This window comes from Chryseobacterium sp. P1-3, assembly GCF_000738495.1.
Taxonomy (GTDB): Bacteria; Bacteroidota; Bacteroidia; order Flavobacteriales; family Weeksellaceae; genus Chryseobacterium; species Chryseobacterium gallinarum.
Genome location: NZ_JPEQ01000004.1, coordinates 645,266 through 668,492 on the forward strand (window position 1 = coordinate 645,266; position 23,227 = coordinate 668,492).

22 protein-coding genes are annotated in these 23,227 nt (G+C 36.2%); 15 read left to right on the plus strand and 7 right to left on the minus strand.

Going from position 1 to position 23,227, the window contains the following annotated elements:
* Positions 1 to 37: 37 nt before the first annotated feature.
* The 3 genes from HX13_RS05740 to HX13_RS05750 form a co-directional block, all read right to left on the minus strand.
* A complete protein-coding gene (locus HX13_RS05740) occupies positions 38 to 598 on the minus strand; it encodes a hypothetical protein (RefSeq protein ID WP_050020277.1) in 561 nt (186 codons plus the stop codon).
* A 353-nt stretch (positions 599 to 951) separates the two neighbouring features.
* Positions 952 to 1,560, minus strand: coding sequence for a LytR/AlgR family response regulator transcription factor (locus HX13_RS05745; RefSeq protein ID WP_238555123.1), 609 nt, complete (start codon positions 1,558 to 1,560; stop codon positions 952 to 954).
* Positions 1,561 to 1,640: 80 nt separating this feature from the next.
* A complete protein-coding gene (locus HX13_RS05750; protein WP_050020278.1) occupies positions 1,641 to 2,696 on the minus strand; it encodes a sensor histidine kinase in 1,056 nt (351 codons plus the stop codon).
* Between the two features lie 186 nt (positions 2,697 to 2,882).
* Between HX13_RS05750 and HX13_RS26265 the strand changes: the two genes are divergently transcribed.
* Positions 2,883 to 3,269 carry an acyltransferase family protein gene (locus HX13_RS26265; protein ID WP_410493106.1) on the plus strand — a complete coding sequence of 129 codons (387 nt, stop codon included), beginning with the start codon at positions 2,883 to 2,885 and terminating at the stop codon, positions 3,267 to 3,269.
* Entirely contained in the window at positions 3,169 to 4,026 is an 858-nt protein-coding gene (locus HX13_RS05755) for an acyltransferase family protein (protein WP_410493111.1), read from the plus strand. The genes HX13_RS26265 and HX13_RS05755 overlap by 101 nt, the downstream gene beginning before the upstream one ends.
* 128 nt (positions 4,027 to 4,154) lie before the next feature.
* On the opposite strand, the gene HX13_RS25375 is transcribed toward HX13_RS05755, so the two are convergent.
* Together HX13_RS25375 and HX13_RS25380 are read right to left on the minus strand one after the other, a co-directional pair.
* Positions 4,155 to 4,556, minus strand: a complete 402-nt coding sequence (locus HX13_RS25375; protein ID WP_157837410.1) for a serine hydrolase — start codon at positions 4,554 to 4,556, stop codon at positions 4,155 to 4,157.
* A gap of 49 nt (positions 4,557 to 4,605) precedes the next feature.
* Positions 4,606 to 5,193, minus strand: coding sequence for a serine hydrolase domain-containing protein (locus tag HX13_RS25380; RefSeq protein ID WP_128572202.1), 588 nt, complete (start codon positions 5,191 to 5,193; stop codon positions 4,606 to 4,608).
* A 398-nt stretch (positions 5,194 to 5,591) separates the two neighbouring features.
* On the opposite strand from HX13_RS25380, the gene HX13_RS05765 reads away from it, so the two are divergent.
* From HX13_RS05765 to HX13_RS05785, 5 genes are all read left to right on the plus strand, one after another.
* On the plus strand, positions 5,592 to 6,320 hold the full coding sequence (locus HX13_RS05765; protein WP_050020279.1) for a hypothetical protein: 729 nt from the start codon (positions 5,592 to 5,594) through the stop codon (positions 6,318 to 6,320).
* Complete coding sequence (locus tag HX13_RS05770) at positions 6,317 to 7,069, plus strand: helix-turn-helix transcriptional regulator (protein ID WP_128572203.1); 753 nt, start codon at positions 6,317 to 6,319, stop codon at positions 7,067 to 7,069. The genes HX13_RS05765 and HX13_RS05770 overlap by 4 nt, the downstream gene beginning before the upstream one ends.
* 844 nt (positions 7,070 to 7,913) lie before the next feature.
* Positions 7,914 to 8,345, plus strand: coding sequence for a transposase (locus HX13_RS05775; protein ID WP_050020281.1), 432 nt, complete (start codon positions 7,914 to 7,916; stop codon positions 8,343 to 8,345).
* Positions 8,346 to 8,929: 584 nt separating this feature from the next.
* Positions 8,930 to 9,442 (plus strand): DUF305 domain-containing protein, encoded by a 513-nt coding sequence (locus tag HX13_RS05780; protein ID WP_050020282.1) that lies wholly within the window; start codon positions 8,930 to 8,932, stop codon positions 9,440 to 9,442.
* Positions 9,443 to 9,616: 174 nt separating this feature from the next.
* Positions 9,617 to 10,885, plus strand: a complete 1,269-nt coding sequence (locus HX13_RS05785; RefSeq protein WP_157837412.1) for a retropepsin-like aspartic protease — start codon at positions 9,617 to 9,619, stop codon at positions 10,883 to 10,885.
* Between the two features lie 543 nt (positions 10,886 to 11,428).
* Here the strand turns inward: HX13_RS05785 and HX13_RS05795 are convergent.
* Both HX13_RS05795 and HX13_RS05800 read right to left on the minus strand, forming a co-directional pair.
* The gene (locus HX13_RS05795; protein WP_050020285.1) at positions 11,429 to 12,892 is read right to left on the minus strand and encodes a RagB/SusD family nutrient uptake outer membrane protein; all 1,464 of its coding nucleotides are present in this window, start codon (positions 12,890 to 12,892) and stop codon (positions 11,429 to 11,431) included.
* Positions 12,893 to 12,900: 8 nt separating this feature from the next.
* Positions 12,901 to 15,855 (minus strand): SusC/RagA family TonB-linked outer membrane protein, encoded by a 2,955-nt coding sequence (locus HX13_RS05800; protein ID WP_050020286.1) that lies wholly within the window; start codon positions 15,853 to 15,855, stop codon positions 12,901 to 12,903.
* A gap of 1,048 nt (positions 15,856 to 16,903) precedes the next feature.
* On the opposite strand from HX13_RS05800, the gene HX13_RS05805 reads away from it, so the two are divergent.
* From HX13_RS05805 to HX13_RS05835, 8 genes are all read left to right on the plus strand, one after another.
* Complete coding sequence (locus HX13_RS05805) at positions 16,904 to 17,341, plus strand: hypothetical protein (protein WP_050020287.1); 438 nt, start codon at positions 16,904 to 16,906, stop codon at positions 17,339 to 17,341.
* Positions 17,322 to 17,789, plus strand: a complete 468-nt coding sequence (locus HX13_RS05810; protein ID WP_050020288.1) for a hypothetical protein — start codon at positions 17,322 to 17,324, stop codon at positions 17,787 to 17,789. The genes HX13_RS05805 and HX13_RS05810 overlap by 20 nt, the downstream gene beginning before the upstream one ends.
* Positions 17,737 to 18,522: a helix-turn-helix domain-containing protein gene (locus HX13_RS23520; protein WP_238555062.1), complete on the plus strand. Its 786-nt coding sequence runs from the start codon at positions 17,737 to 17,739 to the stop codon at positions 18,520 to 18,522. Before HX13_RS05810 ends, HX13_RS23520 begins: the two co-directional genes overlap by 53 nt.
* Before the next feature lie 92 nt (positions 18,523 to 18,614).
* Entirely contained in the window at positions 18,615 to 19,928 is a 1,314-nt protein-coding gene (locus HX13_RS05820) for a hypothetical protein (protein WP_050020289.1), read from the plus strand.
* Between the two features lie 47 nt (positions 19,929 to 19,975).
* The gene (locus HX13_RS05825) at positions 19,976 to 20,494 is read left to right on the plus strand and encodes a hypothetical protein (RefSeq protein WP_050020290.1); all 519 of its coding nucleotides are present in this window, start codon (positions 19,976 to 19,978) and stop codon (positions 20,492 to 20,494) included.
* A gap of 160 nt (positions 20,495 to 20,654) precedes the next feature.
* Positions 20,655 to 20,936, plus strand: coding sequence for a hypothetical protein (locus tag HX13_RS23525; RefSeq protein WP_238555063.1), 282 nt, complete (start codon positions 20,655 to 20,657; stop codon positions 20,934 to 20,936).
* A 64-nt stretch (positions 20,937 to 21,000) separates the two neighbouring features.
* The gene (locus tag HX13_RS05830) at positions 21,001 to 22,053 is read left to right on the plus strand and encodes a hypothetical protein (RefSeq protein ID WP_238555064.1); all 1,053 of its coding nucleotides are present in this window, start codon (positions 21,001 to 21,003) and stop codon (positions 22,051 to 22,053) included.
* Positions 22,054 to 22,544: 491 nt separating this feature from the next.
* Positions 22,545 to 23,159 carry a DUF4142 domain-containing protein gene (locus HX13_RS05835; protein ID WP_050020291.1) on the plus strand — a complete coding sequence of 205 codons (615 nt, stop codon included), beginning with the start codon at positions 22,545 to 22,547 and terminating at the stop codon, positions 23,157 to 23,159.
* The last annotated feature ends 68 nt before the right edge of the window (positions 23,160 to 23,227 follow it).

Below are 23,227 nucleotides of genomic sequence, written 5' to 3' on the forward strand. Positions count from 1 at the left end.
CCTATAGAATGAGTTTCGCAATATTTATAAAATAAAATTATTTTCTTGATTTTTTCCCATTGCTACCTGAAGCCGGTGCAGCGGTAGAGGCCGTATTTGAGCCCGATTTAGCAGGATTGTGGTTCATACTGGCAGGTTTATCATACAAAGCATATTTACCATTGGTTCTGCCGAAGATTTTCTCCACTTGTTTTTGTGTTAAAAACTGTGATTTTCCTATATATTTCCGGTTTTTGTTGATGATCTGGATAAACTGTACCGTTTGTTGACCATAATTTCTTTCGTAATGAAGCTCAATGATATCATTAGGAAGCTCCAGGATAATATTTTCAGTTGGAGCAGATATAAATCCATCCATAATCAGTTTATATAATCCTGATACATCTCCGTTCAGGTTTTGAAATGAAAAAGATCTGATGGTATTCAGGTTACTGGTATTCCGATCCTGATAGTTGATTGTAAATTTATCTTCCTTTTTATAGAGACCAACGGAATTATCTTTACCAATTTCTACTAAACTTTCATTTTTCAACACTTTAATCTGTGAGAAAACTGAAATACTGAACATGCATGTAATAAGTAGAATTATTTTTCTCATGGAATGAATTTTAAACGTTTTAATAAATTGGTGCACATAAACTTACTAATAAAAAAAGCTAAAAAACAAATTTTATTCGTTCAAACAAAAGTAATACTTTTTTTTTAATATCCATCAGGAATAAGCCGTAGTTGTTATGCTGAACTGATAAGATTTAATATTTTGAAAATTAGCTAATTATAAATTCGCATCAAAGAACTGCAGTGATAAGTGACCAAAGGTAATATAATATTAATATCGTATAAGGTATTGAAAAACAGGTTGAAATAACTAAAAATTAGTTTTAAATTAATAATTGTTGACAAAAAAGGTTAAAAATTTACCTGAAAGCGATAAGCTGCTATAACACAGTTTTATATTAACTTATTTTTTGACAGTCCTGAAATAAATACATCAAACCCTTTTTTATAGCTTCTCCCTACGGGAATCCGGTACTTGTCTATAAGTATTTCATGATGATTGAAGGCTTTTACATAATGAGAATTGATGATAAAAGACCTGTGGATCCTAACAAAACCTTTAGACGTAAGAGTGACCTCCAGATCGGTTATTTTTGTTTTTGAAACAAGACACTCATTAGTGTGTAAAAATATTTTGATATCATTCCCGCAACTTTCAAAATATACAATTTCCGGAAGGGCAATCTTCCGGTACATAGCATTTGTCCTGATAATGATATAATCTTCATCAGGATCGGTTTTATTCCTTAAAACACGCTCTACAGCTTTGAAAAAGCGATCAAAAGTAATGGGTTTCAAAATATAATCTACTGCCTCCAGTTCGAAACCCTCAATGGCAAAATCACGATAGGCTGTGGTAAAAACAGTTTTTGGCTTTTGTGACAGGGATTTTAAAAAATCGATTCCATTGAGATGGGGCATCTGGATATCCAGGAACATCAGGTCAATATTCTGGTTATGAAGTATTTTATAGGCTTCTATGGCGTTTTCAGCTTTTCCCACCAATTTTTAGGTGATCTATTTTGGAAATATGATTCTCAAGCAATGCTGATGCCAGAGGCTCATCATCCACAATAATACAATTAATCATAATGTGACGGTGTCGTTATTTCTACTTTAAAAATATTGTTTTTTTGCGAAACCTGGAATGTGAATTGTTCATGATAATAATGTTCCAGCTGTTTTCTGATATTCTTCAATCCGATGCCATTTTTAGGGTCTTTGTCCTGATGATCGGTATATGTATTTTCAATACTGAAAAATGAATGGGCAGTATGGGTTTCTATATTGATCTGGATGACTGTCTGATCAGTATTCATTCCTGCACCGTGTTTGAAAGCATTTTCTACCAGGGTGAGGTAAAGAAGCGGAGGTATGGTATTGTAAGAATTGAATACGGTTTGTTTGTTTATTTTTAACCTTTCATGCGTATATCTGAGGCTTTCCAAAGCAATATAATTATCAATGATATTGAGTTCATCAGAAACCGGAACCCATTTTTTCTGTCCCTGATATAAAATGTAATCTAAAATATCCGAAAGCTGGCTGATGGATTGAGAAGTTTTTTCTGAATGGCTCAATGAAAGAGCATAAATATTATTTAAAGTATTAAACAAGAAGTGCGGATGCAGCTGAGATTTGAGAGCTTGCAGTTCCAATTCTGCCTTTTCTTTCTGTAATTGTACGCTGCTTTCCTTTTCATTCCTGTATCTGATGAAAAACATGACTGAAATAAAAATAAATGCTCCACTGATAACAGGAAATGTATAATGAAGTAAAAGGTACCCGATATCGGTAAAAATACTGGTAAGACTATCTTTTGGCTGATTGATAAACAAAGGCTCAGCTAAATAGACTATGAAAATCCTGTTAATGACGGAAATAATATAAAGGCAGAGAAGAAGATATGCTGAAAATTCTATATACTTTTTCCTGTCCAGGAAATATCTGATGAGGATAAAATAAATGATATTCGCTCCCAGGATTTGGAATATCCAATGGCAGAAATGATAGATGGTAAGCGTTATAAAATTTTCGTTCTCATATTCACTGTAGCTGCGTACTGTTCCAAATAAAAATAAAGCTATCCAAAAAAATAGCTGGAAATAGAACATTTGTCTGAAATAAGCTTTCGTCATCCTCAAAAATATAAAATCTTAAAGCATAACAGATGTAAAATATGCCAAATAACATTATGTAGTGATCAACAGCAATGTTCTGTATTCAAACGACTTGGTTTGTCATTGACAGGGGATAACTGGTTTTCCGCATTATGTATTCAAAAGTAATCTTGCTTTTAAAGAATATTTGCAGTAAAAAATAATATGGCAATACAATGTTCTGAAAGATTGTATGGATTAGATCATCTCAGGTCCCTGGCAATTATATTGGTTTTAATGTACCATTATCGTGCATTTAAGCATCCGGACTGGATTGATCACATAGGGCAGTTTGGGTGGACGGGAGTTGATCTGTTTTTTGTGTTAAGTGGCTTTTTAATTTCCAGTCAATTATTTAAAGAAATGGAAGACAAAGGAAACCTTCATTTGAAAACCTTTTATATAAAACGTTTTTTTCAGGATTATCCCTCCTTTCCTTTTCACTCTTTTCCTGTATTTTACATTTCCTTTCTTTCGGGAACGGGAATCTTTACCACCCTTATGGAAATTTATCACGTTTACTCAAAATTATGGATTAGACGTTATTCATAAAGGAACCTTTTCACATGCATGGTCATTGTGTATCGAAGAGCAGTTTTATTTGTTTCTTCCTATGCTGCTTTGGATGTTAAGAAAAGTAAAAATGTTTCAATATATGGTGGTTTTTACCCTGGGTATTATTCTCTTCTCTCTGATAATCAGAATGATAACATGGAATGAATTAATGAAGATTCCTGATCGGAATTCTCTGGATTTTTGGAAATTATGGTATATGAAAATTTATTATCCGACTCACTCACGGCTGGATGGCCTTGGGGTAGGGGTTTTAACAGGATATACAATGCAATACTTATCAGGAATTAAAAAGAGTATTCACCGTAACGGAAATATACTTTTTCTGGCTGGACTGACCTTATTGGGGATTTCATTTTGGATGTGCCGGGAACAAGCTTCAAAGGAAGCATCAACATTTGGATTTATATTAGTTGCTGTAAGTTACGGTATTATTGTCCTGGCTGCAGTTTCAGAATCTTCATTTCTTTACCGATGGAAATCCTCTGTTACTTTGCAGCTGGCAGGTTTGTCTTATGCGATCTATCTATCCCACAAGGGAATTATTCATATGGTACAGGATCTCCTGGAGTATTTTAATATTCAGACCTCAGGTAATGGCAGCCTTTTATTATCCCTGCTGGCTTGCGTCGTTGGTGCGGTTTTCTATAGATGGGTTATTGAAAAGCCAATGGAAAAAATTAAATACAGGATCTTAAGAGATGAAAATAAAGTATTTCCAAAGAAAATCAATTAAAATAATACAAGTCTTCCGGAGAGGAAAAGAGCAGGTAATGTTGAATTTCAAAATAAAACACAGATGACCCCGGGTATCTGTGTTTTCATTTCTTATAGCTGAAATGCTATGAAATATGTTTTAGAACGTTATTTTGAAACAATACTTTTCAAAACGATATTTTTGATGGATGCTTCCTTAAAGCTCCAGTACTCACGGCTTTCGGGCATTTGATTTTCAAGAATGATCAGACTGGTATCTGTGGAAGGAAAGTATACATTTAGACAGGTAAAGCCGTCTCCCAGACCTGTAACCCCGTAATAATCAAGACCTGCTTCCCTGATAATCCTTACATTATAGCCAAATCCCATACTTTCCTTCCCAAAAACATTATGCTGCGAGGTGGTGGATGCTGTGAGCATCTGCTTCTGAAACCTGGATGAAAGAAGTTTACCTTTAAACAATGCCTGGTTCCATTTTGACAGGTCCTGTACAGTAGAGATAATACCTGCCGCAGGAGCTATGTCCTCACTTAAAAATGTTTCTTCCACTTTTGTGAATTGATTTTGATTGTTCATAAAACCGGGTACAAGAGATTGATTATCCGAACTGTTGAATACGAACGTTTTTTTCCATGTTGATCTTTTTGAAGAGAGCGTTGGCTAGTTCCGTAAAACTTTTCCCCGTAGTATTTTTTAATATTTGCCCTAAAAGGATATAGGAAAGGTTACCATATTTAAACTGCGAACCCGCTTTGAAGGCAGAAGGTTTATGAGTATCCACAATACCATGGGTATGGTTCAGAAGGTGGTGGATCGTCACCGAGTCAGCCCAAGGCATTGTAAGTGAAGGAAGGTATTTTTTGATGGGAGTTTGCAGGTCAAGCAGCCCTTTTTCAGCGGCCTGCAGAACTAGGACAGCAGTGACCTGCTTTGAATTGGACATAATCTCAAACTGATCATCAGTTTTTAAAGGAATCTTTTTTTCAAAATCTTTGTAGCCATTGGATTTTAGATACTGAATTTTACCATGTTGGGAAATCAGGACAACCCCATTGAACTGTATAGGGACGGAAGCCGTTATAATACTATCAATTTTTTTTGTATAAGAGGCAGTTTCCTGGGCTTTTGCAATAAAAGAAAGCAGTAATGAAATGGCAAGGGTAAAATATAGTTTTGTTTTGTTCATAGGTTTTTCTATTAATAATACTTGTTTTGGGAGTATAATAAGTTATTAAATGTCTGGTAAATGTTACAATTGCCAGAAAGTTTACTATTTCCCCCAGGCTAAGATTTTTCCGATTGAAGTATGTATTAATCAGTTCGTTCACAAGAGAGGTATAAAAAAATCATATACTACATCTTTGGATTTAAGTTTAGTTTATTTATTAATCCTGTATGAAATTTTGATTATTAAATGATTGATTATTATTGGTTTTATTCTGTATTCTTTTTGTTGAGGGATATTTGTAGGATGTGTTTTTTCTGTAGTACGTATCTGTTTTATTATTTTAGTCAAAGTTTTTTTATGTAAAATATAGTATTGGTTTATTTATTATGGTTAAATTTTTTATTAGTAATTAATTTATGGGTATTAATTTCCTGAAGAGTGTATATTTTATTATAAGTATATCCTGTTTATTTCTTTTAAACAGCTGTACGGGAAATAATCTGTCGGTAACCAATTTTGATTATCCGCTACTTCATGAAAATGAGGTATTACGTCTTGCCGGTAATTATAGCAAATGCATGCTTCTGAATGAAGAATACCTGCAAAAAGCCCGGAAATATGAATATCATGACGGTGAAGCCCTGTGCTATATCAATATGTCTAATATATCTGTGAGTATCGGAAATTATAAAAAGGGTCTTGTGTTTCTGAAAAAGGCAGAAACGGCTCTCCAGAATTCACAAAATGAAGCACTTAAGGCAAAGCTTTTTCAGGAGTATGGACAGCTGAGTAAAGTTACCGGTTTATATAAAAATGCCCTGAAATACAATTCTAAAGCTCTTTATTACACTAAAAAATGTGCTCTCAGGGATAAAAGAAACTATTTCCTGAACAGGGTATTTTCAAACCGGGGAGATTTTTTATATGATGCCGGAAGAAATGATTCGGCGCTGATCTATTTTCACCGGGCAAAAAGTGTTATCAATACACCGCTGGTTAATTGTCTGATTGCCAAACATCACTTACTTTATACCGGGCTTGCGGATTCGTCAAAAGTCTATGTCGACAGATCATTGGAGCTTATAAAAAAAAGATACCATCTCACCGGATTCCCAACAGGGAATGGTATACAGGGTAGCAGGTGACTATTATAAAAGCCAGGGACATTATGAGGAAGCGCAGGACTTTTTATCAAAAGGCTCTTCATGTATTTTTACAAACCAAAAAGGCATATAATATTCCTTTCATTTACCAGTCGATAGCTGAGGCTTATAAAGGAACGGGAAATAAGGAAAAGGAAATTGAGTTTGAAAATAAGTACCTGGATGCAAAAGCAAAGTTATCTGATGACCAGAATGAAACAGTAAATCTTCTGATTGATAAGGTGTTGGCAGAGAAAGAAAATGATGTTGAAGTGTTCAAACTAAAATTATTTGTGGGTTCGGCAGTATTAATATTGATTCTTATCATTGTGTTTACCCTGAAATATAGAAAAATGATGAACAAAAAGAGCCGGCTGAGAGAACAGACCACCATTTTAAAGAATCAGACTGAGCTTTTAACCAATGAAACGGAACTGCTTGCCAGTAAGGTAAATGAAAGCTTCAATGCTCTTGTTCAGCTTGCTAAAAGAAATGATTCTGCTTTTCTTACCCGCTTTCAGGAGGTATATCCTGATTTTATAGAGAAGCTGTTGAATATTAATGAAGATTTATCAGGGGCAGATCTGCACTTGTGTGCAATGATCAAGCTTAACTTCAGTTCAAAGGAAATTGCCACCTATATGTCTATCCTGCACAAATCTGCCCAGCAAAAAAAATACAGGCTGAGAAAAAAGCTTAATGTTCCCAGTGGACAGGATCTTTATGTTTTCTTCCAGGGATTGGATTCCTGAAGATTCCTGTATTGCTGATAATAAAATAGAATATATTTTTAATGTTTGTAACCTGGAGCTGTCTTTTACAGGCGGTTTTCTTTGTAATATACTGCGAGTACTTCCTTTTTACTGATAGAGCTTTATTAAAAGTAGAAAATGAATATTATTATCTTTTAATCTGTAATCATAATGATTCCTCATGTAGATTTTTTTTTAATTACAGGGATGTATATTCGCGAATTTCCTTATACTACAAAAACCAGTTTTCAATAAATTTTTCAAGTATAAAAGAGTTTAAATCGAATGATTATGTTCATTTTAAGATTTCTTTAAGAAAATAATTAATTGTTAATCAGTGTATTGTATGTATTGAAGGGTATTTGTAGAATGTTCTTTTTTGGTCGCTTGATTTCATTTTTTTGAAATTTATACTAAAGATTAAGAAGTGTTTTAATGAAAATAATAATGTTGCTTTGCTTCTGATCTTTTAATCTAAACTGTTTTAATTGACTACACCAACTATTAATATTAAATTATGAGAAAAAATTTAGCAATATTGCTCCCGGCATTGTTTTCCTGTAGACCCCCTGCTGCCAATCCCCAATCAACAGATATCAGAAGTAAAACTCATTCTGGAATAACCTCTGCAATGCAACTGTCTGGCGGAGACACATTGGAAGTCCTTTACAAAAGGTACCAGGCTTAATCAGATTCTAAAAACACATTACTACGAGTTGTTATTCTTCAATCTGAGCCTGTGTACATTCCCTCTTACAGGGTGATGAGATTGAGTTTTTACAATAATCTATAAGCCAGAGTATAGCATTTAAATACTCCGGCATTTTTTAAAACTGAGAAAAATATGTTATACAAAGAGATTCATATAGGTGAGCTTATTAAAAGTAAAACAGAGGAAATGGAAGTTACTATAAGGCATATTGCCGAAGTTTTCAGAATTCCTGAGCATACCGTTTTAGAAACGTTTGGAAAAAAAGAGATTTCTACCGGAGAACTTCTCAAATGGTCTAAACTGTTGAGATATGATTTTTTCAGGATATATTCCCAGCATTTGATTCTTTATACACCACAATATGCCAATCCGGTTAGAAAGAAAGAAAAATCCCAGCTTATGCAGTTCAGAAAAAATATTTATTCTGATGAACTTATCGAATTTGTATTGGAACTGGTCCGGACAGGGAAAAAGACAAAACAGGAGATTATAGATGATTACAGAATTCCCAGGACAACACTTTACAAGTGGATCGCAAAACATCAGGTAACATCTGATCTGTAAATAATACTGAAAAAATAATTAGGAAGATGAAAGATACATTAAGACCCAATTATAAACAACTTTATATGGATATGCTGGATTGGAAATATCCTGAAAAAAAAAGAGATTTGTGAACAGGTTCTCAAGAAAAGAAAACTGGAAGCCCTGGATATTATTACGCTGAATGAGATCATTTTCGGAAATAACAAAAGCAATCAGAAGCGTAAATCCTATGATAAAAAATTCTATTATTGAAATTTTAAATTATCAGAAAAAAAAATCCCTGCAGTAATAAAGAACTCTCACTCTTATTTAAGATGAGCAGAAATACCATTACCAGATGGAAACGGATGTATCCCTGATTTCAGATTTCAGTTCCCTCCCAATAATTAATACTTGTTAATTGATCTCAGAATGCATATTCTGAGATTTTTTTTTGAATACTATCTGACATTACTGTAGACGTTTTTAGTGACAAGTTCAGAGTAACGTTTATGATTGTAATCATATAATACATTAAACAATTGTTTGTATTTTTATAATGATTCTACAGGATCCGTAGCGTATTCATGTGCAATTGAACAGAATAAATACAATTTCTTGACATGGAAAAAATACATAATAAACACGAGATGTCCCATTCATCAGAAAATACAAAATCTTCTTCAATGTATATGCGTTTTGTTGTGATGGCTGCAGCTATGTTTGTCGCTATGTATTTTATTATGTATGCTATGATAGACGGTTGGCAAAATCTGATCCTGAATATCAACAATCTTTATATGACCCTCCTGATGATCTCTGCAATGCTGCTTATCGAATTGCTGGTGATGAACCCCATGTATGTGAATAAGAAAATGAACAGGATCATCATACTCATTTCTGTAGTGATTGGAATCTTTTCCTGGTTTGGAATCAGAGAACAGATGTTTGTGGGGGACAAAGAATTTGTGAAAGGAATGATACCTCATCACGCTGCCGCCCTGTTAATGTCTGAGAAAACAAAGCTTACGGACCCGGAATTGATAGAACTGCAAAAGAATATCCTTGAATCGCAGGCTAAAGAAATAGAGTTGATGAAGCGGAAACTTGATGAATTTAAAAAAACAGGCAGATAATTACAGTAATAATATCATTTTAAACCCCGGTTTTATTTCCTTATCCTGTCAGATTTAATAAATTAGCGGCTAAAACGGTTTAAAATCCGGGCCACTAATAATATACCTATGAAGAACTCCCGTACTGAAATTATTAAAGGTAACATAAAACATCTGAATGCAGGATCATTTTTGATGAAGAAAACGCTAAACGCCATTGTGCTATTTATGATGATGCTGGTATCGGTTACCGGCTCCGGACAGGCCCGTAATGCAGCATTTGGCAATATATACCGCCAGATAAAGCAAAAGAATTTTTTCAAAGCCCGTGATCTTTTTGCCGGATCCCGGCAAGGCCTTACTACGGAATATCAGTATTTTACTGAAGCAATACTTGATAATGCTTTTAACAAACCTGAATTATCCAATGATAAAATTTTACAACTGGAAAAGTCAAAAGTGGTACTGCCGGATTCATTGATGCTTAAAATATGGCATATAAAGGAAGACAACTGCATGAAGCAATATGATTATTCCGGGGCAAAAAATGCGGTAAAGACTGTCCTTAGCCGGTATAGCAATCTGCTTTCGGAAGGAGAGATAAAGGACCTGAAAAATAACCTTAAAATCTGGACTGCGCTTGAAAATGAACCGCGTCAGAGAATTTCCATTAATGGAGGAATCCGCATTAAGATGGAAAAAGATGTAGCCGGATTAAAAAATCTGAAAATAAAGGTAGGAGAGGACGCAATGAACTTTATTTTTGATACGGGAGCTAATATTTCTACTGTTTCGGTTTCCACTGCCAGGCGCTTGAACATGAAAATTATTCCTGCAGGTATTGATGTAGATGCTATTACCGGTATCTCAGTAAAAGCAGATCTTGCCGTTTGCAAAAAGCTGGTATTGGGAAATGCAGTCATAGAAAATGCCGTATTCCTTGTATTTGCAGATAATGCGCTTAGTTTCCCGCAGATTAATTATCAGATTAATGGCATTCTGGGATTTCCTGTGATTGAGGCATTGAAGGAAGTACAGATTACCCGGGATGATTATTTTACAGTACCTGAAAATGAAACAAAGATAAATACACCGGCTAATATGGCTATTGATGGTCTGTCTCCTCTGGTTTTTATAGATGGCATGCATTTTACATTTGACACCGGAGCAGATCACACGATTTTATATGCTCCCTTTTATGAGGAAAATAAAAAGGAAATAGATAAAAAATACAAGATTACCAAAATCGGTATGGGGGGAGCAGGAGGAAAAATTGAACATGAAGGTTTTAAAGTAGATCATATATTCCATATTTTGGGAAAACAGGTTCCTCTCAGAGATATCAGCTTATTAAAAACCCGGATTAATAAAGAAACAGTGTATGGAAATATTGGTCAGGATGTAATCCGTCAGTTCAATACCATGACCTTGAATTTTGAGCAGATGTTTATCAAGTTTGATTAGGAGCTTTACCACAATATGTGGAAAGGAGTCTGAATCAACTTTTTTTTATTCTGAATTAATCTTTGCAGATAAAATCTAAATTATCAGGCCCTGGAAAGTTGAACAACGGATCAAGCGCAAAAGTTGGGGGCATATAACATTTAGATGTATTTAATTATTAAAATTCACGCAAAGATTTTTTTTTGTATTACTCTTTATTTTAAGTAAGCTAAGAAATGAATCGATCTTTAATCGATTCTGATGAAGCGAAGACTTTGCATGCGCTTAGTCAGCAGCTATGCTGCCTTCTTTGCCTACTTGAAATAGAACATTATTTTTTTTTTAAAAAACTTTGCGTGAAAAACGAGCTCAATAATTTTGATGCTAATCAATAATGGACAGAATTTTTTATATTCAAGACCCAATTTATGTCCCCAATTTTTGAGACTGATCCTGAACAACTCTATTGGTTTCTGGGTTTCATTAAAAAAAGGCACCATTTTAAGCAAATGGCGCCTTACATAGAATATATTAAAATAATTGTAAAGGTTTTCAGCGTTCTATCTAGTCATTCTGTTGGATTTGTGGGTTATTATTAATCTCTTTATTAGGAATCTGGAATTTAAATTTATCAGGTGTCAGGTTAAACCTGCCAAAAGTATGATTGGTTCCGGTGTACACTCTTTCTAAAGGAAAATTTAACCTCTTCATATCAAACCATGCATACCCTTCACCCCAAAGTTCTATTCTTTTTTGAAGGATAATTTCATTAATCAGTTCGTTTCCTGATTTTACAGACAGGATATAGGCTTTATCCCTTTTGGACGAAATATCAAATAATACCTGTCTGGCTTCGGTTTCCCTTCCTTGTCTGGCCAATGCTTCAGCTTCTATATAATACAGTGAGGAAGCCCTGATGTAGATATAATCTCCTTCAAAAAGGCTTGGATCCTTAAATTTCCAGCTTACATAGGCCGGATAATTTTTAGTTTTTCCGTTGAATGTGTATTGGGCACTCTGGCTTCCGTTGAATACCTTTTTACGGTAATCCGTTGCTGGAATAGCTTCGTAAAGACGTTTATCAATCAACTTACGGATTTGTGCCGCACCGGCATACCCTTCATTGGTATTGTCAAACATTGAAAAGAAAGAAGCATAATAATTCCCGATACTCATGGTGGAAATGGTATTATGGAAGCCCCATATCACTTCAGGGTTATTGATATTGGAAAATCCGGTAGTGGTATATTCACTCTCAGTCATCAAAGCGATGCCTTCTTTACTTTCTGCAGCATACTGAGCTGCTTTTTGGTAGTTTCCGGTTTGTAAATATACCTCAGCAGCAATAGCTTTAGCTGTTCTCTGATCGATCTGGGCTTTCGTTGGCCGTGCAAAGCTGTCCAGAAGCTGGATAGATTCTTCAATATCCCTGGTAATCTGTCCGTATACTTCCGATACAGTGGACCTGGGCAATCCCTGGCTAGGGTTGCTGCTTGTAAGAACCAATGGAAGCCCCGGGTCAGATGGATGCCCCTGGTAATCATTAGCATAAAAACGAACCAGATAAAAATAGGAATAAGCCCTTAGCGCAAGCAATTGCCCTTTGATAGCCCTGTTTTTTGAACCCGTATCTTTCTGTAAATCGTCAAGTAATTTATTAATAACAAATATCCTGGCATAAAAAGTAGTCCATACAATCTCTGAAGCTAAATTACTGGCATTGGTTGCTTCATAATTATAAAACATTCCCAAATGCTGGTTGGTAGACTGTATCACGTCATTAGACATCAGGTCTGCACCGGCTTTTATAGCCATGATTCCAAAATCAGAGTGAGAGGTAGTGCCTCCGGCGCCATTGCTGCGAAGATCAAGGTAGATTCCTCCTAATATTTTTTCAGGGCTCGATGAATCGTTATTCAATTGCTCTCCGGAAATATCCCCGTCCGGCAAAGTATTCAGATCATTGGCGCAGCTTGAAGTAAGAAGGCCAATAGCTATGGTTGCTATAAAGTATTTTATTGTTTTCATAAATTTTTTTAAAAAGTTAATTTAAAGCCTAACGAGACACTTGATAACAGGGAATATTTGTAAGAATCAGAAACCCCGGTTAATGATGCTCTCGGATCATATCCTTTCCTCTTTGACCATAAATAAAGGTTGTTTCCTGTCAGATATACTTTTAAACCTGATAATCCTGCCTGCTTTGCAAATTCATCAGATAACTGGTATGATAAAGTGACGTCCTGAAGGCTGATGTAATCTGATTTTATCAGATATAATGTTGAATTCCCGTTTTGATTGGTAGAAGTTAAATCTACCCGCGGTAAGGCTGCATTGGGATTTTCCGGTGTCCAGGTTTTATCCAGGTCAGTAGAATAGTTGGACCCATACGTATCCGAATGGAATAAACTTCTGTAAATATCATCATACCCATATCCGCCCAACTGATACGCAAAATTAACGGAAAGGTTTAGCCTTTTATAGGTAATATCCGTTCCGAATCCGCCATATACTTTAGGAATAGCGGATTTTCCCGTGTTATAATCAGTGGCTTCCTTATAGTTGTTGGTAATCGTTCTTTCCTCTTTCAGAGTGGCAGGGTTGATCGAAGTCCGGTACCATAGGGCATCTCCGTTTTCCGGATTTATCCCTGCAAATTCTTTAAGGTAATAGGTATACCGGTCTCCGCCTTCCGTCAGGATAAACAATCCTGTAACGAGTCCTGTACCTCTCTGTTCTGCAGGTAATCTTGTGATTTTATTTTTATAGTGAGTAGCATTGGCATAGAAGCTCCATTGTACATTTTCATTGCGGAGAATATCCACATTGACATTTGCCTGTACTCCGCGGTTGGTCATGTCACCTATATTTCCATATTTCACATAAGAACCGGAATTGGACGGTGGAAGAGGAAGGGTGTAAATCATGTCTGATACTTTTCGTTCAAAATAATCAGCATTTAATGACACCCTGTTGTTTAAAAGAGAAATTTCAAAGCCGGCATTCAGGTTTTTGGACGTTTCCCATTTTAAATCCTTATTCCCTTGTTTTTTAAGGGATAAAACAGGCTTGCCATCACCGAAATTGTTAATTCCATATATATCCTGATACGCATAATAATCTCTTGTGGAGTTATTCAACAGAATATTATCATTTCCCTGCTGGCCATAAGAAACTTTTAATTTTAAAGCATTGATGACGGTATTGTCTTTAAGGAAATCTTCCTTAGCCACATTCCATGCTGCTCCTAACCCGTAAAAATTTCCCCATCTGCTCTCAGGAGAAAATACAGATGAACCGTCTCTTCTGACATTGGCATTAAAGAAATATTTACCATCATAATTATAAAGCAGTCTTGAGAAATAACCTTCTACTGCATATTCGTAACCACTTCCGGACAGGTCTGTTATTTTCACGGCATTGTCAAAAGACCATGAATCCGGTAATAAAAGTTGTTGCTTTGTTCCTGATATTCCTTCGTTTTTAATTTTATTTAATTCATGACCGATCAGGATATTGAAGCTATGCTTGTTGAATCTCTTCTGATAGGTGAGCAATTGCTGGTGGTTCAGGGTATATCTGAACTGTGAGCCTCTGGTAATTGTACCGCCTACTGATGATGAGGTGCCTCCTTCCGTATTTCCGAACTGAAGGTTTCTCAGATTTTCCAGATACGCTCCAAAATTATAGGTAAAATCCAATCCTTTGATGATCTCATAATTCAAACCAAGATTGGCATTGGCAATATTACTTGTAGTCCGGGACTTATCTTTTTGCAGATTGCCAACAGGGTTCTCAAAAACGGCATAGGATCTTGTGGCTCCGTTAGGACCTTGTCCGTCTCCATAATCATACAGGGCGTTTCCGTAACTGTCATACAATCTTTGGTAGTTATCGTCCCTTAAGAAGACAGGGTAAAACGGTGAGATATTTCTGGCAAACTGAAATGGGTTGGAAAAGCCTCCTGTCTCCCCAAAATCCTGTTTGCTATAAGTATAAGACAGCGCGGTGGTTAATTTTAATTTAGGAGTAATGGTATAATCCAGGTTGGATCTGATTCCGAATCTTTCAAACCCGGAAGAGATAAGGTAACCTTTATCATCCAGATAATTTAAGGACGTATAGGATTTTACCTGATCACCGCTGGCATTAATCCCCACATTGGCTTCTCTTCTCAAGGCCGGTTTGAAAAGAAGCTTCTTCCAGTTATCCTGATATAATAATTTTGCATCAGGATTAAAAGAACCGTCCTGCCTGATCAATTGACTGAAAGGAACATTATAAACATTATAGCCTAGTTTGCTTAATGCAGCAAGTCCCACATCATGGGGTGCAGGGCCGGAAGGAACAGCTCCAGGTTGCTTTAACCTGGCAATTTCACCAATTCTCGCCCTGTTGTAGAAAGCGGTATAATAATCCTGTGGTGAGGTATACACCGGATAATCCTCAATGGATCTGAAATTAACCCCGGTTTTCACATCCACATCCACACTCAGTTTTTTATTTTTACCTCGTTTGGTATTGACAATAATGACGCCGTTGGCACCTCTGGAACCATATAGAGCGTTGGAAGAAGCATCTTCAAGGAAAGAAATACTTTCAATATCTGATCCTGCAATACTGTTCAGGTTTCCACTATAGGGAATCCCGTCCAAAACGATCAACGGATCACTGGAAGCGTTAATGGAGCCAATTCCCCTCATTCTTATTGTAGGCTGTGAACCGGGCTGCCCGGAGGAAACTACCTGTACTCCTGCTACCTTACCTCCGATTCCCTGAAGGACGTTTCCGTTTTGAAGATTAGACAGGTCTTTTGCCTTTAATGATTGTACTGATCCGGTGATCTCTTCTTTCTTCTGTTTCCCAAAAGCTACCACCACCACTTCTTTGATGGCATTTTCCTTTGAAAGGCTGTCTTTACTTTGTGCAAAGCCATATTCAGCGAATAAAAGCAGGGCCAATACACCAAGTTTGCATTGTTTTTTTCTCATTATATTATCATCTTTAAGGTTTAAATTGAAAGGGTGTATTACTGTTGACCTCTCCGGTTAAGGATAAAGAATTCCCTGCCTCCTTTTTCAGGAGGTTTATAATGCGTGGGAATGTTAAAATTTACAGGAGATGTGCCCGGATTAAATCAGGATTTGAATAATGGGCTTTAATTCCTACAGTAATGTGTATTTCTTGAAATTATGACATTATCATAGTACACATACACATCATAGATTCATAACACATGTTTTTAGAAATGACAGGGTGTTGTGAAAAGCTATTCTTTGTGCAACCTTCAGGCTGAACAGCTGCAATAGCTATGATGGTGAACTGGTAAGAATCAAAGTCGTTCTTATTCATGAGAATAAAGTTTTATTTTTTTTAACTGTTTCAAAATTATTTAATAATTCACAAACGCAGCCCAAAAGAGGATATGAGATAAATCATATTAGTCTACTAAATTAGTGGGTTAATTATTGTTGAAACTTTTCTTTGTTATTATTCGTTTGATAATCAATATTTTGATGTTTTGTTTGAAGTGCTGATAATTATTAACAAAATTAAATTCTGTACTGTGAATTAAAATTAACAATACAAGTCTATTGTTTTTATAGACTTTTTGTTTATTTTATAACCTCAATAGAATGGACTTCAGCCTGCTCTAAAGTATAAAATAACTTCGGATACAGCAGTCCGGAATTCCAGTTTCCTGATAAAAAAAGCCATGGTATTATTTTACCATGACTTATAAAAAAACCTGACTTATAAAACCGGTGTTTCCGGATTATTTTTGATTATTATCTATTGGGCAAATTTATTTTGTGGCGGGTACTTATAACAACAAAACAGGGAAAGATTATTGAATTTATGCCATCATAGTTGGGCGAGAAATAAACTCGCTGATATTTTTATAAAATTGTTACTAGTAATTGTTAATCAGTGTAATGTGTTTAATTGCTTAGTGAATAATTTCAGTAATTATTTCATTAAATTAAGAATTTTTAAGGAATTTTTTTTAATTTTAACATCATAATGAATTGACTTCTGATGATCAAAAGTTTTTCCCTGATATCTTTATTATTGTCAATATTTACTTTCTATCAATTTCCTGCTCAGACTTCGAATCTGAAGAATGAAGAAAAGCTGATTATGGGGCAATATGATAAAATTGAGTACAATGATGTCGGCCGGATCACCAATATGGATGATATCCGCAAGGTAGTTGACCAATCAAAAAAAATCAATTTCAAGCCGGGAGAAATCAGAGGGCTGGTTCTTTTACAACGGAACGCGTTGCGAAGAGGAAATTATACCCTTTCGGAGAAGTACGGCGATGAAGCAGAATCTTTGGCTTACGCTGAAAATGATAACTATTCGCTAAGCCTTATTCAACTTAACAGGGCATGTGTAGCAATAGAGCTCGGATTATATCCTGAAGCTAAAACTATTCTGGAAAAAAAAGAATATGGAGAAAAAAATTGGTAATAAGGCCAACAGGAATATTTATTTCTCCAATTCCTATATGCTTCTTGCCGGGATATATTCGAGGACAGGAGCTAAAGATTCCATGCTGTATTATACCAGGAAAAGCCTTGATGCCATTGAGGCAACACCTTTGGCTGGTCTGACAGATTATCAGAAGGTCAGGTATTATTATCTTGAGATATTTCAGCTGATGAATATGGGAATTGCTTATGCCTTTCATCCTGAAAAGCCCAGAGTAGATCTTGCAGAATCTTACTTCCGGAAAGCACTGGCATATTCGGTAACACACCCGCAGTATTTCAAGCTATGTGATATTGAGGTATATGAATCTGTAAGCGCATTTTATTATAAAAAAAAGGAGTATGAGAAAAGCATAGAATTCTCAAAAAAAAGTTTTGGAACTGGAAAGGATAAAGAAGAAACCGGAAGAAAGGCTGGCAGCTTATGAAGGGATTAAAGATGCCTATAATGCGCTGGGAAATTCAACGCAGGAGCTTAAATACCTGAAATTATATACCGGTTTGAACGACAGTATTAAAAATGCACAGAAAGTCACGGTGATCAATCAATCCAGGAAAAAAATAAAAACTTTTAGAGATGCATATAACGAGAACCGGCTTATTATTGCTTTGACAGCTTTAGGGATTATATTACTGATCATTGCCATAGCATGGAAGTATAACAGAAAAAAAGAATATGAATACCGTAAAAAATATGATGAGCTGATCCATGGCCTTAACCGTGAAAAGAATCAGCCCGATGAGGTTGATGGTAATAAGGATCAGGGTATTTCCAATATTTCTTCTGAAACGGAAAAAAAACTTTTAAAGAAGCTGGCGGCATTTGAGAACTCAGACAAATTCCTTAAGAAAGGTATCAATATTGCGTATTTGTCCCATTTTCTCAATACCAATCCCAAATACCTGTCAGAGATTATCAGAGAACATAAATCCCGGAATTTTAATACCTATATCAATAGTTTAAGAATCAATTATATTGTTCATCAATTATACAATAATCCCAAATACAGAGAATATAAAATAAGCTATCTGGCAGAAGAATGCGGATATGCTTCACCCCAGGTTTTTGTCATTGCTTTTAAAAAAGAAAAGGGGGTGACGCCTTCTTATTTCATTAATCAGCTGAATGGCAGTACAGTAAATATAGGGCTCGGAACATAATATAAGGCACATCGTTACTTGCGTACACGCAGGAGTTTCCCTCAATAAAAATTTATTACAAGCTTAATAACCCTCTAAAAATATATTTGAACATGAATAAAAAAAATTTAACAATCCTCGGATTGTTATTGTATTCCCTGCTTTTTTCCCAGTCTGTAAATACTAAACCGGAATTAGCTGCTAATAATTCTTCTTCAATAACGGCCAGGTTAACAGATACCGATGGAGATGGAATAGCAGATGATGATGACAGGGATGATGACAATGATGGTATTCCTGATGCATTGGAATGTCCCGGACAGTTTTATTGGACAGGGCCTGTTACGTTTTCTGCCATAGATAATAATATTGCTACAGGAACAATCAACGGCGTCGGTTATACCTACACATCAAGCCAGCCACTGGGCTCAACCGGAAATGTTTTTGGTTATGGTAATTTTCCCGCTTCGTATGGTGTGCCTAATAATAACCCCACGATTAAAAATACACAGGCTACCACCAACACATTAACGTTTGCCTCACCGATGACAGATCCCGTATTGGTTTTTTCATCGATTGGGAGCGGGGTTCTGTCTGTACCTATTATATTTGATAAACCTATAGAGATTATATGGGCTTCTGCAGGAAATACTTTAATTGTAAATTCCCCTACCCAGATAACCGGGCGGGAAGGCTATGTTATTCTCAGGATTCCCGGAGTGCATACCAGTGTTTCCTTTAATTATACGGTAGCAGAAAACTGGGCCAATTTTACTTTTGGAGCCACTTTACCGTTGCCTTGTGACTATGACGGTGACGGTATTCCCAATCATCTGGACCTTGATTCTGATAATGATGGTTGTGTGGATGCATGGGAAGGAGATGAAAATGTTACGGTGGCACAATTGGTGGATGCAGGAGGAACCGCAACAGTAGGACCCGGTTCTATTGCGCCTGATAAGAATATCTGTGCCAATGCTTCGTGTGTCGACTCACAAGGGATTCCGCTTCTTGTTAATGCCGGAGGAGCTGCTGATAGCGGAGGAGACCAGGGACAAGGGATAGGAAGCTCTCAAAATATCAATGCATGCAGCAGTTGCTATAAGCCTGGTATCACAGGAGGAGCTGCCCTTGATACAAAGTTGGGAATAACCGTTTTGGGAAGGGCCGGAAGTGGGAATACAGACAACTGGCCGATGGTAAGAAAAGGAGGCTGGCTGGCTTTGGAAGCCAAAACTAAAGGATTTGTTTTAAACAGGGTACCTTTTGATACGTCTGGTAATCCTGTTGGAATTTCTCCTTTAAATTTTGTTGAAGGAATGACCGTTTATGATGCTACAAACAATTGCCTGAAAATTTATACTACTAAAGATAACGGTACGAGTTTCGGGTGGCATTGCATTAATATTCAAACCTGTCCGGATTAATAATAAGGTCTTATTTATTTTAATAGCTCTGATTTAAATTATTTGAAATGAAAAAAACAATTACAATACTGTCATTATTCCTTCTTAACCAATATTTTGCACAAGTTGCGATTGGTAAAGATTCGATAAGCAATTCCTCGGTGTCTCTTGAGTTCTCCAATGGTAGCCGGGGGCTTATTCTTCCCTGGATTACTTCTGCTGCTTCTGCGATAGGAGCTGTAGATGGTACATTTATTTATGATGTTTCAGATAAAAAAGTAAAATACCGTCAGGCCGGTACCTGGAAAGATTTAAGCATAGATACTACAGGAACCGTTAATACTGTTTTACAAAATTCTAAAACAGAATTAGCGGGAGCTAAAATAGTTATCGGAGGCAATGGAAATACAGATACCACCGCCGGTATTCTCGTTCTGGCAGACCAGGATAAAGCGATGATCCTCCCCAAAATGGATACCCCGCATCTGAATATTATCAATCCTGCAGCCGGAATGATGGCTTATGATACAGCCACCCATCAGCTTGCTGTTTTTAACGGAACGGTTTGGACTTTTTGGAAACCCTGATTATTGGGGATAAAAATTGATAATGCAATAGAGCTGTCTCCCTATGAGATAGCTTTTATTTTAGCCATTGTTGTTGGTTTTTAGGATTGAAATTCTTTTTACCAGAAAAAATAATTATATTTTTGAAGATTATTGTGAGTTGCACCTTTCTTTATTCAAAGTGATACATATCACCATGTGCAACGTGAATCCTACTATTATGATGAGAAAATATTTTACTTACGCTCTGCTTTTAGGTCCTCTTTTGGGAGCGCAGAATAAAGAGACTGAAAATTCCGTTTACCAGCAAAACTGGGTGGTCTCAGAGAAGGAGAATGAAGCATTGGCATTTGATGCTGACATCCGTTTATCTGAGTCTGAACTTACATTAGATAAAAAAACTGTTCCGGTTAAGAAAACAATTCCTTGGCGAAACAGAAAAACAAAAAATCCCTTTATATAATCTTTCTTTTAATGAAATAAAACCGTTAATAGAAAGTAGTACACTGTTTAAGATTATCCAGGACATGCCCAAAGGAGGTTTGCTGCATACCCATAGTGGGGGAGTAACCGATGTAAAATGGGTAATTGCAACGGCAAGGAAATACAAAGAATGCTACGTTTATGATCAGAAAGACAATGACCGGTTTATTTTTGGGCAGCTGGCTTTTTTTGAAAGCGGGAAAGTGCCGGAAGGGTTTGTAAACCTCGATAAAAAATTAACTTCAGATGCTCACTTTGAGAAGGAATTACAAGAGCTTCTTATTCTGAAACGGGATAATCTTTGCAATTATAACAATTATTGGATTGAATTTGAAAAACGCTTTAAAAGAATCAGCTTGTTATTGCCTTACCGTCCGTTTTTTAAAGAATATTATATAAAAGGATTTCAGGATTTAGCCAAAGATAAAGTACAGCACGTGGAAATCAGGTTTATCTTTGATGAACTTTACGATTTTCAGCATGGAAAATATCCCGTAAAGACTTCCGTCACCGATTTGCAGGAGATTGTTAAAGAAGTCCGTAGGTCTAATCCCCGGTTCAGTCTGAAGTTAATTTACTCCAGCTTTAAATTCCTGGATCCGACAGCGATTGATAAACAACTCGAAATGGCTTTTCAACTTAAAAAAGAATTCCCGGACATGATTTCAGGTTTTGATCTTGTTGCTGATGAAGCGGCCGGGCATAGTATCAATTCTTTCCGGAACAATTGGGCAAAGCTGAATGAGCTTAATAAAAAATATGGGATAGAGCTTCCTCTTTTCCTTCATGCCGGTGAAAGCAACTCTGTCTTTAATAAAAATGTGGTGGATATTTCATTGTTGGATAACCAAAGAATCGGACATGGCCTGAACCTGATTTATTTTCCAAAAACCATGGAGCGTATCCGGAAGCAGGGAAAATTGGTTGAAGTAAGCCCGATCAGCAACCAGATCCTGGGCTATGTCAGTGATTTAAGGAACCATCCGGCAAGGGTTTTATTAAGCAACGGCATACAGTGTTCTATCAATAGTGATGATCCGGGTGTTTATGGGTATGAAGGCCTGAGTTACGACTTCTGGATGGCTTTTGTATATTAGGAGCTTGATGTGAAGGCCCTGAAAAAACTGGTTTTCAATTCAATAAATTATTCTTCGCTCAATGATGGGGAAAAAAAGGAATCTGTTGATTATCTGAATAAAGAGTGGAATGAGTTTGTTCAAAAAATTAATTTAACGGTAAACTAATGCATCATAAGAGGCAGTATCAGGTACAACAAAGAAATTTGTAGTAAGAAGACCTGATCATTTTAAAGCACTCTGAATATCTCCCTTCATTATTCTGAAGGAAAGTATTTTGTGAAAGAGCAGGCACAGTATCGCGTAAGCAGCTTATTTTCAGATCAACGTGAAGGCATGTATTGTGTAGCTGGTCTGAAATTTGTATTCAAAATCGTTACATTGGATTTTGTAAACCATAATAATTGATGTTTTAAAATGGTGTTACAATAGGTAAAATGTACTGCATTGATAAATAAATTTATTTTAAATGCATTTACAATAACGAACACTTACCACATAAAAATAGTATTATGAGAAATTCCATTTTAACAGTTTTTGCAGCAACAATGCTTATGGTTGGCTGCAAAAAAAATGAAAGTACGGCTGGCTACCAGTCGACAGACACTCAGACAGTAAGTCCTGCAGTTACCGATAAGGACTCGATCAAACCAGCCGATAGTGCAGCTACTAATACAGCTACAACGGTTTCCCTTAGTGAACAAGATAAAAAGTTTGCCGATGCTGCAGCAAAAGGAGGGATCATGGAAGTCATGATGGGACAGCTTGCAGAAACCAATGCTTCTAATCCGGCCGTAAAAGCATTAGGTCAGATGATGGTAAAAGATCATACCAAGGCCAATGATGAGCTTAAACAATGGGCATCCAAGGCAGGTTATACCTTACCAAGTGGATTAGATGCAGATAAACAAAAGAAATATGATGAGCTGAAAACTAAAAAAGGAACAGAGTTCGACCGCAAGTACACCGAGCTTATGGTTGATGACCACAAAAAAGACATAGAAGAATTTAAAAAACAAAGTGCTGACGGTACAGAAACATCCCTTAAATCTTTTGCCAGTAATACACTTCCAACTCTGGAACATCATTTGAAAGAGTCGGAAAAAGCGAAGGCTGCGGTGAAATAGGATATGATCAATGAGTATGTATTAAGACGCATACAATTCATTTACAGAGTAAGCTCTTCTTATCATAA

Bases quoted from the DNA above. Each gene is read 5' to 3' on its own strand.
- HX13_RS05835 (WP_050020291.1), top strand. From the start codon at position 22,545: ATGAGAAATTCCATTTTAACAGTTTTTGCAGCAACAATGCTTATGGTT.
- HX13_RS05810 (WP_050020288.1), top strand. From the start codon at position 17,322: ATGGAGAAAAAAATTGGTAATAAGGCCAACAGGAATATTTATTTCTCC.
- HX13_RS05825 (WP_050020290.1), top strand. From the start codon at position 19,976: ATGAAAAAAACAATTACAATACTGTCATTATTCCTTCTTAACCAATAT.
- HX13_RS05800 (WP_050020286.1), bottom strand. From the start codon at position 15,855: ATGAGAAAAAAACAATGCAAACTTGGTGTATTGGCCCTGCTTTTATTC.
- HX13_RS05820 (WP_050020289.1), top strand. From the start codon at position 18,615: ATGAATAAAAAAAATTTAACAATCCTCGGATTGTTATTGTATTCCCTG.
- HX13_RS05740 (WP_050020277.1), bottom strand. From the start codon at position 598: ATGAGAAAAATAATTCTACTTATTACATGCATGTTCAGTATTTCAGTT.
- HX13_RS05785 (WP_157837412.1), top strand. From the start codon at position 9,617: ATGAAGAAAACGCTAAACGCCATTGTGCTATTTATGATGATGCTGGTA.
- HX13_RS05750 (WP_050020278.1), bottom strand. From the start codon at position 2,696: ATGACGAAAGCTTATTTCAGACAAATGTTCTATTTCCAGCTATTTTTT.
- HX13_RS05805 (WP_050020287.1), top strand. From the start codon at position 16,904: ATGATCAAAAGTTTTTCCCTGATATCTTTATTATTGTCAATATTTACT.
- HX13_RS05795 (WP_050020285.1), bottom strand. From the start codon at position 12,892: ATGAAAACAATAAAATACTTTATAGCAACCATAGCTATTGGCCTTCTT.
- HX13_RS25380 (WP_128572202.1), bottom strand. From the start codon at position 5,193: ATGAACAAAACAAAACTATATTTTACCCTTGCCATTTCATTACTGCTT.
- HX13_RS05780 (WP_050020282.1), top strand. From the start codon at position 8,930: ATGGAAAAAATACATAATAAACACGAGATGTCCCATTCATCAGAAAAT.
- HX13_RS05765 (WP_050020279.1), top strand. From the start codon at position 5,592: ATGGGTATTAATTTCCTGAAGAGTGTATATTTTATTATAAGTATATCC.
- HX13_RS05830 (WP_238555064.1), top strand. From the start codon at position 21,001: ATGCCCAAAGGAGGTTTGCTGCATACCCATAGTGGGGGAGTAACCGAT.
- HX13_RS05775 (WP_050020281.1), top strand. From the start codon at position 7,914: ATGTTATACAAAGAGATTCATATAGGTGAGCTTATTAAAAGTAAAACA.
- HX13_RS26265 (WP_410493106.1), top strand. From the start codon at position 2,883: ATGGCAATACAATGTTCTGAAAGATTGTATGGATTAGATCATCTCAGG.